The organism is Novilysobacter erysipheiresistens (assembly GCF_036663935.1).
GTDB classification, from domain to species: Bacteria; Pseudomonadota; Gammaproteobacteria; order Xanthomonadales; family Xanthomonadaceae; genus Novilysobacter; species Novilysobacter erysipheiresistens.
In genome coordinates, this window is the sequence record NZ_JAXGFP010000002.1 from 194,191 (window position 1) to 210,559 (window position 16,369).

At 63.3% G+C, this 16,369-nt stretch carries 10 protein-coding genes and 1 tRNA gene; 9 read left to right on the plus strand and 2 right to left on the minus strand.

Going from position 1 to position 16,369, the window contains the following annotated elements:
• The first annotated feature begins 128 nt into the window (after positions 1 to 128).
• Positions 129 to 205 (plus strand) — tRNA-Pro (locus tag SNE34_RS04045).
• A gap of 269 nt (positions 206 to 474) precedes the next feature.
• Here SNE34_RS04045 and SNE34_RS04050 read toward each other — a convergent pair.
• Positions 475 to 3,906 (minus strand): AAA family ATPase, encoded by a 3,432-nt coding sequence (locus tag SNE34_RS04050; protein ID WP_332614968.1) that lies wholly within the window; start codon positions 3,904 to 3,906, stop codon positions 475 to 477.
• Positions 3,903 to 5,129: an exonuclease subunit SbcD gene (gene sbcD, locus SNE34_RS04055; RefSeq protein ID WP_332614969.1), complete on the minus strand. Its 1,227-nt coding sequence runs from the start codon at positions 5,127 to 5,129 to the stop codon at positions 3,903 to 3,905. The genes SNE34_RS04050 and sbcD overlap by 4 nt, the downstream gene beginning before the upstream one ends.
• 562 nt (positions 5,130 to 5,691) lie before the next feature.
• Here sbcD and SNE34_RS04060 point away from each other — a divergent pair.
• The 8 genes from SNE34_RS04060 to SNE34_RS04095 all read left to right on the plus strand — a co-directional run bounded on the left by SNE34_RS04060 (position 5,692) and on the right by SNE34_RS04095 (position 16,330).
• Complete coding sequence (locus tag SNE34_RS04060; RefSeq protein ID WP_332614971.1) at positions 5,692 to 6,276, plus strand: hypothetical protein; 585 nt, start codon at positions 5,692 to 5,694, stop codon at positions 6,274 to 6,276.
• Positions 6,277 to 6,608: 332 nt separating this feature from the next.
• On the plus strand, positions 6,609 to 7,538 hold the full coding sequence (locus tag SNE34_RS04065; protein ID WP_332614973.1) for an ImmA/IrrE family metallo-endopeptidase: 930 nt from the start codon (positions 6,609 to 6,611) through the stop codon (positions 7,536 to 7,538).
• A gap of 62 nt (positions 7,539 to 7,600) precedes the next feature.
• Positions 7,601 to 8,200 carry a type IV toxin-antitoxin system AbiEi family antitoxin domain-containing protein gene (locus SNE34_RS04070; protein WP_332614974.1) on the plus strand — a complete coding sequence of 200 codons (600 nt, stop codon included), beginning with the start codon at positions 7,601 to 7,603 and terminating at the stop codon, positions 8,198 to 8,200.
• Complete coding sequence (locus SNE34_RS04075; protein WP_332614976.1) at positions 8,197 to 9,054, plus strand: nucleotidyl transferase AbiEii/AbiGii toxin family protein; 858 nt, start codon at positions 8,197 to 8,199, stop codon at positions 9,052 to 9,054. The genes SNE34_RS04070 and SNE34_RS04075 overlap by 4 nt, the downstream gene beginning before the upstream one ends.
• A 2-nt stretch (positions 9,055 to 9,056) precedes the next feature.
• Complete coding sequence (locus SNE34_RS04080) at positions 9,057 to 11,240, plus strand: type I restriction-modification system subunit M (protein WP_332614978.1); 2,184 nt, start codon at positions 9,057 to 9,059, stop codon at positions 11,238 to 11,240.
• On the plus strand, positions 11,237 to 12,523 hold the full coding sequence (locus SNE34_RS04085) for a restriction endonuclease subunit S (protein ID WP_332614980.1): 1,287 nt from the start codon (positions 11,237 to 11,239) through the stop codon (positions 12,521 to 12,523). The genes SNE34_RS04080 and SNE34_RS04085 overlap by 4 nt, the downstream gene beginning before the upstream one ends.
• Positions 12,435 to 15,554 carry a type I restriction endonuclease subunit R gene (locus SNE34_RS04090; protein ID WP_332614981.1) on the plus strand — a complete coding sequence of 1,040 codons (3,120 nt, stop codon included), beginning with the start codon at positions 12,435 to 12,437 and terminating at the stop codon, positions 15,552 to 15,554. Before SNE34_RS04085 ends, SNE34_RS04090 begins: the two co-directional genes overlap by 89 nt.
• Positions 15,551 to 16,330, plus strand: coding sequence for a M48 family metallopeptidase (locus SNE34_RS04095; RefSeq protein ID WP_332614983.1), 780 nt, complete (start codon positions 15,551 to 15,553; stop codon positions 16,328 to 16,330). Before SNE34_RS04090 ends, SNE34_RS04095 begins: the two co-directional genes overlap by 4 nt.
• The last annotated feature ends 39 nt before the right edge of the window (positions 16,331 to 16,369 follow it).

The following is a 16,369-nucleotide window of genomic DNA, read 5'->3' on the forward strand; positions in this document are numbered from 1 at the left end:
GCTCCAGGGGATGGCGGCGGCGCGCAAAGATCGCCACAGTTTAACGAGGCGCCAACGTTTTCGCCGAAAAACGCGACCACCCCCTTGCCCGCCCCCACGGCAGTCTCTACAATGCGCGGCTCTGCTGTCGGGGTGTAGCTCAGCCTGGTAGAGCGCTACGTTCGGGACGTAGAAGTCGCAGGTTCGAATCCTGTCTCCCCGACCAATAGATACAACGACTTAGGCCGCCCTTGCTGGGCGGCCTTTTTCGTCCTAACAGCCTGGTAACAGCAACCCGTGCTCCGCTCTTCCGAGCGCGGATACGCGCACCTCTTCTGGGTCGCTGAGGGTCGCTTCAGAACCAAGGGCGACCGTTACCCGCCAAGTTGGCGGTAGTAGCTAGTCGCGCACCCGCCAAAAAGGCGGCGCGTCGTTGGCTATTCGGCGACAACTGGCGCCCGTCGCGGTCCCCACGGGGCTTGTGCAGCCAAGAGTTTAAACCGCTTGCAGTGGCGGTCGGCTAGGCTCCTGTGCGACCGGCAGTTCGACCTTACTGTTGCCCAGCCCATTGCGCTTCGAGATTGTGATTTGCACGGGCATCCGCTCCTTAACGGCATCGACGTGGCTGATCACGCCGATCAGCTTGCCGCGGGCGTTGAGGTTGTCGAGTGCATCCAAGGCGACCTGCAATGAGTCGGGGTCGAGCGTGCCAAACCCCTCGTCGAGGAAGAACGAGTCAATGGTCGTGCGCTGGCTGACGAGATCGGACAGGCCAAGCGCCAGCGCTAGGCTGACGAGGAAGCTCTCGCCGCCCGACAAAGTGCTGGCCTCTCGCACTGCGTCGGCCTGCCAGCTATCGACTACCTTGAGATCAAGGTTTGTGGACGATCGCTGGATCGAGTAACGACCCCCATCGAGTCGCTGCAGATGGCTGTTGGCCAGATGCACGAGGTGGTCGAGCGTCAGCCCTTGGGCGAATCGGCGGAACTTGTCGCCGTCGGCCGAGCCAATAAGGCCGTTAAGGTGTTGCCAGTCGGAATAGGCCGCCGCCGCGGCGACGATCTCGCCGTGTAGAGCGGAAAATTTCTGGCGGTTGTCATCGTCGGTCTTCAACTCGCTGCGCAACTGGCCCACGAGTTCGGAGTTCTCGCGTGCCTGTGTGGTAAGCCTCTCGAGCTCGGCCATGAGCTCAACGCGCGGCCGTTCGGTCTTCGGCGCCGCGCGTAGACTTTCCAGTCGGCGGGTCCGTTCCCCGAGCCTGGTATTCGCCGTCAAGATCTCACTTTTGAGGCTGGCGCTGACCTCGCGCAGCTCGGTCAGCTTTGCGGGATCGAGTAGGGCTGCCACGAAGTCTTCCCTAGACGAGAAGTTGCTGGTGCCCAACCTCTCCTCAAGGGCGCGCTCGCTGACAGTGCGATGTTCGCGTGCCCCCTGCAGGCTTTTCGCCGCGCCTGCTAGTTGGCCGGCAAGCGTGTTCCGATGCTCGCGCGCCGACGACACCGCGTGCTCTAGCTCATCCATGCTTCCGGTCGGTTCGCCAGCGCCCTCCGGCTCGGCCCACCCGCCGTTTGTCCACTGATTGCCCCACTGCTGAACCTTGCGTTCGGCCTGTTCCCGCTCACTCGTCAGGCGGATCTTCCGGCCGTCGAGCGAGGTCTGTTCTCGCTGGATCTGCTGGAAGTCCTCCCACTCGGCCTGGCGCGCGGCCAACCACGCGTCCCAGTCTTCGGGCTTCATACCGCCGGGCAGGGCTGCGAGAAGAGCTTGCTCGCACCTGCCGACCTCGGCAGTGCGCGCTTTGAGCATCTCGTTACGCTCAGCGACGCGCTGCTCTGCAACGGCGAGCTTCGCGGCGAGGTCCCCCACCGCGCGGTCTAGTTCGTCCGCCGCGTTCCGCAATAGCGCGTGGGCCGTACGTGCATCGTCGGCGCCTACCTTCAACGCGCCCAGCTCTTGCAGCCGACCACCCAAGTCCGAAGCCCGTGCCGCGACCTGACCGATCAACGCTTCCAGCGCGGGCACGTCCGCCACCTCGATGCCCAACCTGTCACAGTCTGCCCTCCACCGCTCTCGAAGGTCCGTAACGGCAGTCTTCTTCTTGGCGACGGCGCTCTCAGTCATGTTCAGGCGGCTCTTGATCCCGGCGGCATCAGTCTTCAACCTCGTGAGCTCGGCCTGCGCCTGGTCTGCCTCATCCTTGACCAGTCGCACAGCCTTCTGGGTGACGGACAGGTCGAGCCCTCGATAGGACTCGACCATCGGATGCTTCGCCGATCCGCACAGAGGGCACGGCTCACCTTCCTGCAGACCGTCGCGATGTTCGGCCAAGCTCTGGATCAACTTCTCTTGGCTGGCTATGCGCTGCTTATCCTCCAGGCGCTCAACTGCCTGCGCGGCTCTCGTGTGCGCCGCCTCCAGCGCAGCCGACGTGCCGTCTCGCTCGGCCTGCAGGGTGGTGAGCGTGGCTTCTTCCTGTTCGAGCTCCGTGACACTGCGGACAGTGCTGGTCCCAGTGGGCTTCAGCGCGCTCAACTCGACCAGCCGTCGCTCCATCGCACCATGCTGCTTCTGCAGACCCTCGAGCGTCTCGCCGTTCAGTTCAGACGCCAACGCCTCTCCGGCCTTCAACGCTTTCGCCTCGGCCGCCCCAGCGGCTGCCTGCGTTGTCCTCGAGCGCCCGGCTTCCGTCTCGTGCTCCTGCTCGGCCACCTTGCGACTGTTGGCAGCGTCCTCCAGCGACTGGACGGCCGCCTGCTCGTGCCGGCAGATCTCGTCAAGCTGATCAGCCAGCCCGCGCCAACGCATTAGATTCTCGCCGAGCTTATCGCCCCCGGGGATGGCTGCCCTTCGGTTGGCGATCTGCCCCAGTGCCTGATCATTCGAGTCGGCATTCAACTTGCACTGCTCGAGATATGCGATCGCGCCACGGTGTGCCTGCCACGTGGCGAAACAAACAATCCCATCTGCGTCGGCGAGTTCACCAGTCAATACGCTGATCGAGTGCTCCGCTGCCTGCTCGGCTGCCTTGTCGCGCTGAACCGCTACGTACAGCGGACGCAGGGGCTCGGCCAACTCAGCGGGCACCAGCGGTTCCAATAGATTGGTCGCATTCTCGAAAGTCACCTCCCTCTGCCGGACTTCCTCCGCTGCCTGCTGTTCCTCGATGACGGCATCGTCGACATCGCTCAGCCACTTCAAGGCGTCCTGCTCGGACTGCAGCCTCGGCGCCAGCTCAGTGCCGGCAATCTCGGCGGTGCGCAGTTCCTCATCCTTTTGAGCACGCGCCTCATCGGCGAGTACCTCCACCCCATCGGTCCGCGCACGAATCTGCTCGAGCGTGGCCTTGGTCTCGCCAGTGCGCTCGAAGACGCGAGCGGAGATCGCCGCGTACACCTCTGTGCCGGTCAACTGCTCCAGCAAAGAAGCCCGCTCCTTCTCGGGAGCTTTCAGGAAGTTGGCGAAATCACCTTGGGCCAGCAGGACCGAACGGGTGAACTGCTCGTAGTTCAGACCCGTGAGGTCCTCGGTTTTGTCTTTCTTCTCGTTGACGCTGGTGGTCAAGATCGTGCCGTCGGCCTTGGCGAGCTCCACCTGCGGTTGCTGCAAAGTTCCATCGACCTTGTTGCGCGCGCGCCGCTGACTCCAGCGAGCCCGATAGGTTTCGCCGCGGCATTCAAACTCGATCTCGGCCATGCATTCAGCAGTATGCCGAGACATCAGTTCGTTGTTCGCTGCTGAAATCAAGCCCAACCGTGGCGTGCGATGGAACAGCGCCAAGGTAATGGCATCGAGGATTGTCGACTTGCCGGCGCCGGTCGAACCCGTGATCGCGAACAGTCCCCCGCTGAAGACGGGATCGCGGAAGTTGATGTAGTTCTCGCCGCGCAGCGAGTTCAGGTTCTTGAGGCGAATGGAGAGGATCTTCATGCCGCTTCGCCCGCCAGGATCTCGGCCGCCACCGCGGCGAACAGCTCACGGACCCTAGGCAGACGATCCTCCGGGATGTTCGAGCGCGCCGTCAGCACTTGCTCGAAGACGTCAGCCAAGGACAGGTCATCGAGCGTTTGCGGCTGCGGCTCGATCGCCGTGGGCGCCGACTGAGCACGGGCTTTGCGCAGCCGCAGGATCTCTAGCGGAAGGCCGGCCACCATTTCATTGAGCCGCGCCGGAAGGTCCGGCAGATAGTCGCCCGCCTCGACCGTAATCTCGACCCACGCCGGCAGGTCCGCGGCGAATGGTGCCGCCGCCTTGGCTAGCTCTTCCGGCAGGTCGTCGATCGCAGCGTGGACGCGCAACAGCGGCTGGAACGTAGGCACCGGGATGGTTTCGATGCGCTTCCGCTGGCCATCCTCGAACTCGACCAGCAGCACTTGCTTGTCCTGGCCAAGCTCGTCGAAGCTCAGCGTGATGGGGGAGCCGCAATAGCGGATGTGTTCGTTGCTGCCCACAACTTGCGGGCGGTGGATGTGGCCAAGGGCGATGTAGTCCGCCGGCGGGAATAAGTCCGTGGCGAAGGCATTAAGGGAGCCCACGTAGATCTCGCGCACCGACTCGCTGCTGTTGGCGCCTACCGTGGTCAGGTGCCCCGTGGCCACAATTGGGACATTCAGTCCCAACTCTTCCCGCTTGATCAGCGCGGCGGCATAAATGTCCGCGTAGTACTGGGCGATGCCGTTCATCACCGCAAGCCGCTTTTCCTCATCGCTCTGCCCCGGAACGCTGCGCGCGACATCTCGGGCTCGAATGAAGGGCACGCCACACAGGATCATGCCAGGCTGACTGTCGCGCCGGTTCACCACGAACACCTGCTCGGCGGGCTCGCATGTCACCTCCGGAATCACAAGGGTGGATAGCCTGGCGAGCAGCCGGCGGCCTTCGCCGAGCGTGGCCGGCGAGTCGTGGTTGCCCCCAAGTAAGATTAGCCGGGCGCCCGTGTCAATCATCGCGTCGATGAAGCGATTGCACTGCTCGCGCGCGTAGCTCGGCGGCATGGCGGTGTCGTACAGGTCGCCAGCGATGACCACCGCGTCGACCTCTTGCAACCTAACCTGGTCGACAAGCCAGCCAAGGAACTGATCGTGCTCGTGCTGGCGCGTGCGTCCGAAGAAGTTCTGTCCGAGATGCAGGTCGGACGTATGGATGATGCGCATGGGGAGCAACCTCCTTGTAGCCGGCGCCGGCGGCAGGCTAGGTTGGTGAGAGTATGGTCTGCATCACAAACTATGGCTGTCTCAGACGGTGAGACGACGGCCAATGGGGTCGATTGTCAGGTAACAATCTCGGCCTCTCGACCCATGCCTAATTCGCGCCCTAATCGTATTGACGGCGGTAGACGTTCATCCCACAGACGTATCAACGCCGAAATTTCTCCGCCCTTTTGGCTTCTCGTGGAAGCCCTTCCAAAAGCCGCCGGCTGACCAGAGTTCGCCGAATGACGGCTTCGGGTCGATAGCAGTCGCTGAGATTGCTCCGGCAGGGTACATCGTCGCCGTGCAGGTATTAGGGTGAGCTCCGGAGTTGCCGTTTAGCCAAACTTCGCTTCGACCTTCTTCAGATGGATCTCACAAGGGATGCCCGGGGATCAGCACCCGGGTTTATGCAGCCCACCTCGCGGGCGGCATCGAACCGCGCCTGCCGCCCCCCTTCGTAAGGTTGCCAGTGGAGCGGCCGCGCTTCATGCTGCCGCCTTCGGCACATCGGAGGGGGGGCTCCATGTACCAGTACTGCTTCTACTTGGATTGGACAGGGTTGCCGCCCGAAGTCTGGGCGGCTTGGGTTCAAGCGGTCGGTTCGATCATTGCGATCGGCGTCGCCATTTTTGTGCCCAGCCGCATAGCGTCCAAAGACAGGGCCCGCGCCGAGACCTTTCGACGTTTCCGGGCAGCCACCTATGCGTTTGTGCTGCTACCCCAATTGCGAACCATGGAAGGTCGCCTCGCAACCGCCAAAGCCCGCTGGCGCGAAGTGCCCAGTCGCTACGATGACGATGACGTCGCTGAGTATCTCAACGTCCCCGAAGGATTGTCGGAAAGGCTCCTCGACATCCACGAACTGGCAGAGGCTGGGATCGCGATACAAGAAGCAGTGGATGCCATTAACCAGTTGCGCCTAGCCGTCTTCTACCAGTACGCGCACTGGCGATACGCCGGGGTCTTTGTTGACCACGACACCGGCGACGAGGGGGTCATGTCTGAGCCGGAGGACGTCAGCGCGATGTTCACGCACGCCGCCACCACGGCACGAGCTGCGGTCGAGGCACTGGAGCAAGCGCGACGGGCGGCTTCAACGACCCAATAGGGGTGGCGGCACTCGCGTTACCCGCTTCTCCTGCAGCCATCGGAAGCGGACAGCAGTGCCTTACGAGGTGGACGGCTCGGCTGGCGCCGGGAGGCAATCGTTGAGGTTTGGGCATGCGCGGTCGGCCCCGGTCGACACCCGCCAACTTGGCGGGATGGCTCTTTCGCCAGCCTGCACTGGGAAGTAGGCAAGCGTTAGGCATTCTCCGCGCGCGCGCGCGCGCGGCGCACGCATGGGCAAGTTGCGCTCGTCCCGAGGGGCTTCCAGCCAACAGACGTTCGCCGTCTCCATATTTGAGACCTGCGAGGTCCAAGCTCAGGCACGGAGGCACCATGAACCAAGAAAGCAACGCAGATCCCAAGCTGACGATCAGGCTTGAACACTTCGTCGAATGCCAGACCGCTATCGATGCCCTCTTCCGTGAAGCGCAACGATCGACGGGGGCTGACAAGGCTTTCCGGCAGTTCCTTGATGTCGGCATCCGCTTCTCGAACCTGTCGGTGTTCAACTCGATGCTCGTGGCGATACAACGACCTGGAGCGGTCGCCGTAGGCTCCCGCATCAAGTGGGCAGGCATCGGTCGGACCATCAAGCCCGGAGCCCCTCCGCTGCTTATCCTCTGGCCATTCGGCCCCGTTGCCTACCTCTACGAATACTCAGACACCGAAGGCGATGAGATCGATGGCGCCCAGGCCAACCTGCTGTTTGCCGAGGGGCAGCCACCGCCCACATGCCTTGAGCACCTGATCAAGGCTGCAGGTGGGTACGACATCGTGGTCGACTACAGCGACCGCCTCGGCCCGCTGAGCGCTGGCCTGGCCCATGCCGCCATTTCCCAAGCTGGACGCGTGCAGGGCAAGAAGCCGCGGCCGGCATGGCGGATCCTGCTCAATGGCAACCTGGATGCACCCAGCACCTTTGCAACCTTGGCCCACGAGTTGGGGCACATCTACTGTGGACACCTGGGCGAGGGGCCAAACGCGGCGTGGCCCGGGCGCCGGCACCTGCTTGGTGAGGCAGAGCAGGAACTGGAAGCCGAGGCGGTCAGCCACATCGTCTGCCAGCGCAACGGCATTAGAACCCGCTCGGCCGAGTACCTGGCCAGCCACGTCAACCGGGTTGATCTCGACAGGATCAGCATCTTCTCAATCTACGAAGCCGCGAACCGGGTCGAGTCGCGAACCCACCGAGTTGCCCCGGGGGCGCGCAAGTCGATGGCCCAAGAGCCCATCAGCTTCCCTGAGCTATTTCCCGCAATCTGACATCAGTCCCAAAACGTCGGCAATAGTTGATAATTGCCGACACTTTGGAACAAACTCCCTGCATGGATACTGCCCTGGACCTGGCTCGTGACCTGATCGGCCAACGTGGTACGGCCCGCTCTCGCGAGCTGGAGGCTACTGGCGTGGCACGCTCGCAACTGAGCCGGCTAGTGGCCAGCGGCGACCTGATCCGGATCACGCGCGGCCTGTACGCGCTGCCCGGACGCGAACCCGCTTCAGACGAGGCGCTGGTCATCGTAGCCAGACGAGCCCCGCAAGCAATCTTCTGCCTGCTGACCGCGCTGCGCTTCCACGGCCTGACCACGCAAGCGCCGTTCGAGATCTGGCTCGGTATCGGCCACAAAGACCGTGCGCCGCATCTGGACTGGCCGCCGCTTCGGGTGGTGCGCTTCTCCGGCACCTCACTGGTAGCCGGTGTCGAAACCCGCGAGGTCGACGACGTCCCGATCAGGGTTACTGGCGTTGCCCGCACCGTGGCCGACTGTTTCAAGTTCCGCAACAAGATCGGCGTGGACGTCGCCATGGAAGCGCTGCGTGAAGTACGCCGCAGCAAGCAGGCTTCGATGGACGACCTCTGGCATTTCGCACAGGTCTGCCGCGTGGCCAAGGTGATGCGCCCGTACCTGGAAGCACTGTCATGAGCGTGGCGCCGCGAGCAAACCGGATCGCATCGATCCGCCAGCGGCTGCTGGACCGTGCCCGGGCGCGCGGCGAGGAGTTCCAGTTCGTACTGGATCGGTTCGCGGTAGAGCGACTGCTGTATCGGCTGTCGCAATCGGCCTATCGCGATGAATTCGTGCTCAAGGGCGCGATGCTGTTTGCGCTCTGGTTCGACCAGCCGCACCGCCCGACCCGCGATGCCGACTTCCTCGGCTTCGGGCCGCCCGACGCCGGCCGACTGGCCGGGACGATCCGCCAGCTCTGTGCGATCGATGCCGATGACGGGCTGCGCTACGACACGGATTCCATTACCGTCGAGGCCATTCGCGAGGAAGCTCGATACGACGGTTTGAGGGTCACCCTGCTTGCCCTTCTCGGAAATGCTCGCTGCACTGTGCAATGGGACGTGGGGTTCGGAGATGCGGTCACGCCCGCGGTGCTACAGACGCCCTACCCGACGTTGCTCGACGACATGCCGGCGCCTGACTTGCGTGTTTACCCGCGCGAGACCGTATTTGCCGAGAAGCTGGAAGCCATCGCCCAGTTAGGCATCGCCAACAGCCGCATGAAGGACTACTTCGATCTGCTGGCGCTGGTCCGCGAGAACGCCATGAACCCGGCGCACCTTGCCAATGCCCTGCGTGCCACCTTCGAACGCCGCGGCACGCCAGTGCTCGAAGCCACACCGTTCGGGCTGAGCGACGCCTTTGCCGACGATGCGCAAAAGAAGACCCAATGGCAGGCGTTCCTGAAACGGAACCGGCTGCAGGCACCCGACCTCGAAGACGCGGTGACTGAAATCCGCGCCTATGTCACCGATATCAAGGAACACTGATCGTGAAGCTCGAAGACCTCCTCACCCAGCTTGAATCGCCCATCGCCATCCGCCCCACCCGGCGCATGACCCAGGGCGAGCTGGAAGGCTATCTGGACGCGGCCGCCAACATCCTCCGCGGCAGCGCCGACCACTCCGAGTTCCGCGGCTACGTGTTTGCCCTGCTGTTCTACAAGCGCATCAGCGACTGCTTCGACGAAGAAGTCCGCACCCAGGTTGCCCGGTTCAAGGCCGCAGGGATCGCGGAGGAACAAGCCCGGACGCTGGCCCAGGCGCCGGACCTCCATCACTTTGTGGTGCCCGAAACAGCCGCTTGGCGCGTCGTCGCCCGGACCGCCAGGGGCCAACTGGGGCAGGCCCTCAACGACGCCATGCTGGCCATCGAGCGCGCCAACGCCCACCGGCAGAACAACTTCGACGGCATCCTCACCAACAAGATCGATTTCAACAAGCAGGACGAGCTGCCGCGCGACAAGCTGGTCAAGCTGATCAACCACATCGGCAGCCAGACCTTCGACCGCGCGCACGTGTCGGATGACCTGTTCGGCAACGCCTACGAGTACCTGATCCGCAACTTCGCCAGCAAGGCGGGCAAGTCCAGCGGCGAGTTCTACACCCCGGCCGAGGTCGGCTTCCTGATGGCCGAGATCCTGCAGCCCCGGGAAGGCATGTCGGTCTGCGACTGGGCCAGCGGCTCCGGAGGTTTGCTGCTGCAGTGCATCCGCTACGTCAAGAAGCACGGCGGCGACGTGCGCCAGCTCTCCCTGCACGGGCAGGAGTCCAACGTCGCCACCTACAACATCTCGCGGATCAACATGATCCTGCACGGCATCCCGGCATGGGAGCACCGGCAGGGCGACAGCCTGCGCAATCCGCGCCACCTCACCGGCGAAAACCGTATCAAGCAGTTCGACCGGATAATCATGAACCCGCCCTTCTCGCTGGAGGACTGGGGCCATGACACGGTCGCCGCCGGCGACAGGTTCGGACGCCTCGCCTACGGCATGCCGCCGGTCAGCAACGGCGACTGGGCCTGGCTGCAGCAGATCGTGCGCTCGCTGAAGGACCCCGACCCGGACACCGGCCACGGCGGGCTCGGCATGGTGGTGATGTCACAGGGCGTGCTGTTCCGCGGCCAGCCCGAGCAGACCCTGGAAGAGGACGGCCAGAACCAGAAGGCCGATGCCGAGTACCTGATCCGCCGCGGCTTTATCGAAGCCGACCTGATCGAGGCGATAGTGGTGCTGCCGTCCAAGCTGTTCTACGGCAATGGCGTGCCGGGCTGCCTGCTGTTGCTCAACAAGGCCAAGCCGGCCGCGCGCAAGGACAGGATCCTGATGATCTGGGGCTCGCGTCACTATCAGAAGGGCAATCCGCAGAACCTGCTGCGCCCGTCCGACCTGATGCGCATCCTGGTGCCGTGGCGTGCGTTCGGCGACCTGGAGGCGGCCGGCCCTCTGATCGACGAGCACGAGGCGACCCTGATCGGGGAAGTGCAAGCCGACTGCGACGCCCGATTGGCCGATATCGAGGACGCTTACGGGCCGGTGCTGGCACCGCTGGATGCCCTGCGCATCGAAGCCAGAGCGATCGACGCGCTGGACCTTACGATGCAGGCGGTCGACGCGGCCGTGTCGGAGGAGCATCCGTACTTCCAGCCGCTGGCACCGCTCAAGACCGCCATGCAGGACATCGAGACCGCCTTCGCCGCCGCCGGGCGCGGTGACAAGGCCGCTCTCAAGGCCCGCCTGGCGGAAGCCAAGAAGCAGTACACCGCGCAGCGCAAAGCCCTGGTCAGCGCGATCAAGGACCGCAGCAAGCAACTGGGCAAGGCGCGGAAGGAGCTGGGCAAGCTGCAGGACGAGCGCGATCAGCGCGAGCAGGAGCTGCGCCTGGCGGCCGAGCGCGAACTGGCCCACCTGCGCGAGGCGGCCGCCGACCTGCGCCGCATCTGCGCCGATCCCGACGAAGCGCAACGCTATTTCACTGTGGTGGAGCGCGCCGAGATCGAGGAGAACGAGTTCAACCTCAATCTGCCGCGGTATGTGGATACGTTCGAGCCGGAAACCGTGCTACCGCTAGATAAGGCAGTCAGCAATTTGCGGGATGCTGAAGCGGCTGCAGGCAAGAGCAAGGCAGAGCTGAGCCGCCTTCTTTCGTCACTTGGCCTGGAGGGCGTCGCATGACGGGACGACGTCAGGAAGCGATCTATGACCTCCCCTTGCGCCAGTTCGGCACAGACTGCCATTGGCATGTGCAATCGCTCGCGGATGCCGCATTCGTGATGGGCGGTGGCACACCCGATACCGGCATTGCCGAATTCTGGAACCCGCCCGAGATCCCTTGGGCCACGCCGACCGATATCACGGGCACCCAAGGCAACGAGATCCGCACCACAGAACGATCCATTTCGGAGGCCGGTTTGAAGCAGTCGACCTTGGTGCCATCCAACTCCGTACTCATGACCAGTCGGGCCACGATCGGCGTGGCAAAGATCAACCGGGTGCCAATGGCAATCAATCAGGGCTTCGCCGCCTTGTGTCCGAAGGAGGGCTACTCGACCGAATATCTGTTCCACTTGCTCGATGTGCTCCGCCCAACATTGCTTCGCCTGGGAGCTGGAACTACATTCCTTGAAGCCTCACGGCGAGAGATCCGCAAGGTTCGTTTACGCATGCCGGACACGAACGAGCAGCAGCGGATCGCCGCCGCGCTCAAGCTGGCCGACGACGCCATCGTCAGGGCGAATGTGGAATGGCAGGCAGCACGTAAACTCAAATCTGCGCTGCTGTCGGAACTTCTTCAGACAGGGCTGCCGGGGAAGCATGCGAAAATCGTCCAATCCAAGAAGCTCAAGCACCCAAAGGGTTGGACAGTCGCCAAGCTGGGCAAGTGTGGCGAATGGACAGCCGGCGGCACTCCAGACCGGGCGACCAAATCCTTCTATGAGGGAAGCATCCCATGGGTCAAATCCGGTGAAGTGAACTACTGCGTAGTCACTGAAACAGAAGAGCACTTGAGCGAAGAGGGTGTCAGCCAAACAACCTGTGGAGTGCTGCCTGCCGGAACCCTCTTGATCGCCATGTACGGCGCTGGAGTGACCCGTGGGAAGGTCGCGTTACTCGGCATCCCCGCTTCAACCAACCAAGCGGTTGCGGCTTTTAATGGTCACGCCGGCATCGAGAACGAGTTCGTTTACTACTGGTTCGAGCTCAACTATCAGCGAGTTCGGTCTTGGGCCGCTGGATCGAATCAGGACAATCTCAGCGGCTTCTTGCTGAAAGGTCTTCCCATCGCGTTGCCGGATCACGACGAACAGATGCAGATTGTGAAGATATTGAAGGCCTCCGACAGCGCAATTTCGGCTTTGTCTGAGAAGATTGAAGCGCTGGAAACCGTTAAGCGATCGTTGGTGCAAAACCTCCTCACCGGCAAGCTCCGTCTCCCGCAGGACACCGCCCATGCCTGACCACGTGCTCGATGCTCCCGCCGACTACACCGTCCGCACCCTGTTCAACGAGGAGACCACGGTCGAGCGGGAGATCATCGAGCACCTGAAGTCGCCGGCGATGGGCTGGACCTGGCGCCCGCACGTGCAGATCGCCCGGCTGCGCCCGGACGAGCGCGAGGTGCTGTTGCTGCCGCTGCTGCGAGACAAGCTCAAGCAACTCAACCCCAGCGTGCTGACCGACGACGCGCGGGTCGATGCTATCGTCACCCGGCTGCGCGCTTGCCGAGACAACCAGCAATGGCTTGCCTGGCTCAAGCACGGCATCAATCACCAGTTCGATCCTGCCGAGACCTACAAGGACGTGCGTCTGATCGACTACGACGACCTGGATGCCAACGACTGGTGCGTGACCAATCAATTCCCGGTCGAAGGTCACTCGCCGCGCCGGCCGGATATCGTGCTGCTGATCAACGGCATTCCAGTGCTGGTCATCGAGGCCAAGACCGCCAGCCGCAAGAAGCCGGACTGGCGTGAGGGCGCGCAGCAACTGGGCATGTACGCCGAGCAAATCGACCAGCTCTTCTACACAAACGCTTATGGCGTGGGCGTCAACGAAACCCGCATGATGTACGGCGTGCCGGGCCGGCGCCTGCAGTTCTGGCTGCAGTGGCGCGATCCGTGGCCACACGAGGTGGACGAGTTCGACGAGATGAAGGTCTCGCTGTACGGATTGTTCGACCGCGCCAACCTGCTCGACTTCATTCGCCACTTCATCGTCTTTGTCACCAAGGACGGCAAGACCGACAAGGTGGTGGTGCGCTACCAGCAGTTCGACGCGGTGCGCGACATCATGGAGCGTGCCACCGACCTGACCTTGCCGGCAGAGAAGCGACGGGGCCTGATCTGGCATACCCAGGGCTCGGGCAAGACCCTCACGATGATCTACGCCGCGCGCAGCCTATGGGAAGAGCCGGGGCTGCAATCGCCGACGGTGATCCTGTTGGTCGACCGCGAGCAGCTCGGCAGCCAGATGGACCGCGAGCTGCGCTCCACCGGCACCGAGAACGTGCACGTCGCCGACAGTCGACGCGATCTGGAAGCCAAGCTTCGCGGCGACTACCGCGGCGTGATCCTGACCACCGTGCATCTGTTCGAAGGGATGCCGGCCCGGATCACCGATGGCCGCAGCAACGTCATCGTCATGGCCGACGAGGCCCACCGCACTCAGGAACGCGAGCTCGGCACCTATATGCGCGCCGCGGTGGAAGGTGCGTCACTGTTCGGATTCACCGGCACCCCGATCGAGAACGACGACCACAACACGCCCAAGGCGTGGGGTTTCGTCAGGGACGACGGCAAGATCGAGCGCTACATGGGCCGACCCTACACGGTGACGGACGCGCTGCGCGACGGCGTCGTCAAGCCGATCCACTGGCAGCCACGTGTCACTGATTGGCAGCTCGAAGGCGACAAGCTTGATATTGCTTTCAAGCGAGAGTTCGGCCACTTGGCCGTCGCCGAACAGAACAAGCTGAGCACCGAGGGCGCCAAGCTCGATGCCCTGCTCTTCCACCCCACCCGCATCCGGCAAGTGGCCGACGACGTGACTTCGCATTTTGGCGAGCACGTGCGGCCCAATGGCTTCAAGGCCATGGTGGTGTGCAAGGACAAGAAAGCGGTGCGGCTGTACACCGAGGCCCTGCGCGCGCGTCTTGGCGACGACGTGGTGATGCCGGTGATTTCGGAGGCACCGAACGAGGATCCCGAGGCCATCCGGGCGTTGTACCTCGGCGAAGCGAAGCGCAAGAAGCTGCTGAACGAGTTTCTGGTCGCAGCCGATTCCGGGAAGCCTGAGGACCAAGACAAACCGTATCGCAAGGTGGAGGTGCTGGTCGTCTGCAACATGTTGTTGACCGGCTTCGATGCGCCCATCCTGCAGGCGCTGTATCTCGACAAGAAGCTGCGCGATCACGAGCTGCTGCAGACCATTGCCCGGGTCAACCGGCCTTACAACGAGCTCAAGGGCCATGGGCTGGTGCTGGACTACTACGGCATCTTCGACAACCTCAACGAGGCCCTGAACTACAAGCCCGACGAACTGGGTGACGTGGCATTCCCGTTCGAGAAGATCCGCGAACACTTCCGCCGGACCTTCGAGGAGGTCTGGGGGCTGTTTCCGCTGAACGCGGTAGCCCGCGATGGCTCCCATGGCGCTTTCGTGGCGGCGATGAGGCTACTGCGCGATATCGACGGGCTGGAAAAACAGTTTGATACGGGATATCGCAACCTGCGGGTGCTCTACGAAGCACTGCAGCCGGATGAACAGCTTCGCGACTTCGTTCGCCCGTATGCCTGGCTGACCAAGCTCTACATGTTGTATCGCAAGAAGTTCTATCCCGAGGCGGCCCTTGAAGCCGCCGCCGAGGATGCCGCCCGCACCCAGGAGTTGATCCGCGAGCACATCGACGTGCAGGAGCTGGAGCGCGAGTTCCCGACCTATGTCCTGGACGAGCACTTCCTGACCAAGCTGGACGACAAGACGCCCGACGCCAAAGCATTGGACATCGAGGCCATGCTGACGGCCGAGTTGCGCATCCGGATTGACCAGGACGAGAGCTTCCGCCCCCTGTCCGAAAAGTTGCAGCGTTTGATCGACGAAAAACGTGCTGGCGCCTTGGGCGGAGCCGCGCTGATTGCCTCGCTGGAAGAAATGACCGAAGCCGTGCGCGCTGCGGTAGAAGAGTCGCAGCGGCCCATCGCCCAGCAACTCGCGCTGCGGATCAAGACGCGCAACCCGGCACTTCCGGATACCGACGTCGCGGCGGCAGCATCCGGTGTATTGGTGGAAGCTGACCGCCTGTGCTTTGCCGGCTGGTGGAACTCCAGCGCCGTGGACCCGGAGCTGGGCACGGCATTGCTGCTACTGGTCGCAAGCCGATTCCCCACCTCGGGGCTCCTCGCGGACGATCCCATGGTGTTCATCACGGGCTTGGTGCAACTGCTTAAGCGCAAGCACTACACGCCGGCCGCAAAGGATGCGGGAACATGACCGCGGCAGGAAGAACGCCGCAGACAAGAAACATAGCGCTCCCGGACGGGTCCCGGGTCGAGTTCACAATCCACCCCTCCGCGCGCAGCAAATCGGTCCGCCTCAAGCTCAACGCTCGCCATGGGCTCGTGGTCGTTGCGCCCGCTGGCCTGCCGGACAAGCAGACCATGGACCTGGTTTCGGCCAGAGCCGACTGGATCGCCGAGAAACTGGCCGGCTTCGAGGATGTGCGCCACCTGCTGACCCGCTCGCCGGCTTCGCGGCCCGAGGCGTTCGACCTGCCTGCACTCGCGGAGTCGTGGCGGGTCGAATACCAGCAGACCAAAGCCCGCACGGTCGGTGCCCGGACAGCGGAGGTGGGTCGGATCATCGTTTGTGGCGATGTGAAAGAACCCCGCCGCTGCCAGGCGGCCCTGCGGCGATGGCTGGCACGCCGCGCCAAGGAAATGCTGATTCCGTGGCTGGAGAGAGTGTCGTTGCAAACCGGGCTGGTCTACGCGGACGCGGCGATCAAGAGTCAACGTACACGCTGGGGAAGCTGCAGCAGACGGCACTGCATCAGCCTCAACAGCAAGCTGCTGTTCCTGCCTCCGGAATTGGTCCGGTACGTTCTCGTACACGAACTCAGCCACACGCTGGAGGCGAACCATTCGAACCGCTTCTGGGCAACTGTTCGCGGATACGAGCCTGCCACCGACCGCCTGCATCCGAGGATGGCTGAAGCCTGGAAACGTATCCCGCAGTGGGCCACCGCAGAGTCATCCCGGGGTTGCTGACCTGACGTGCTCGGCACAGAGACGCACCGTTTACTTGGT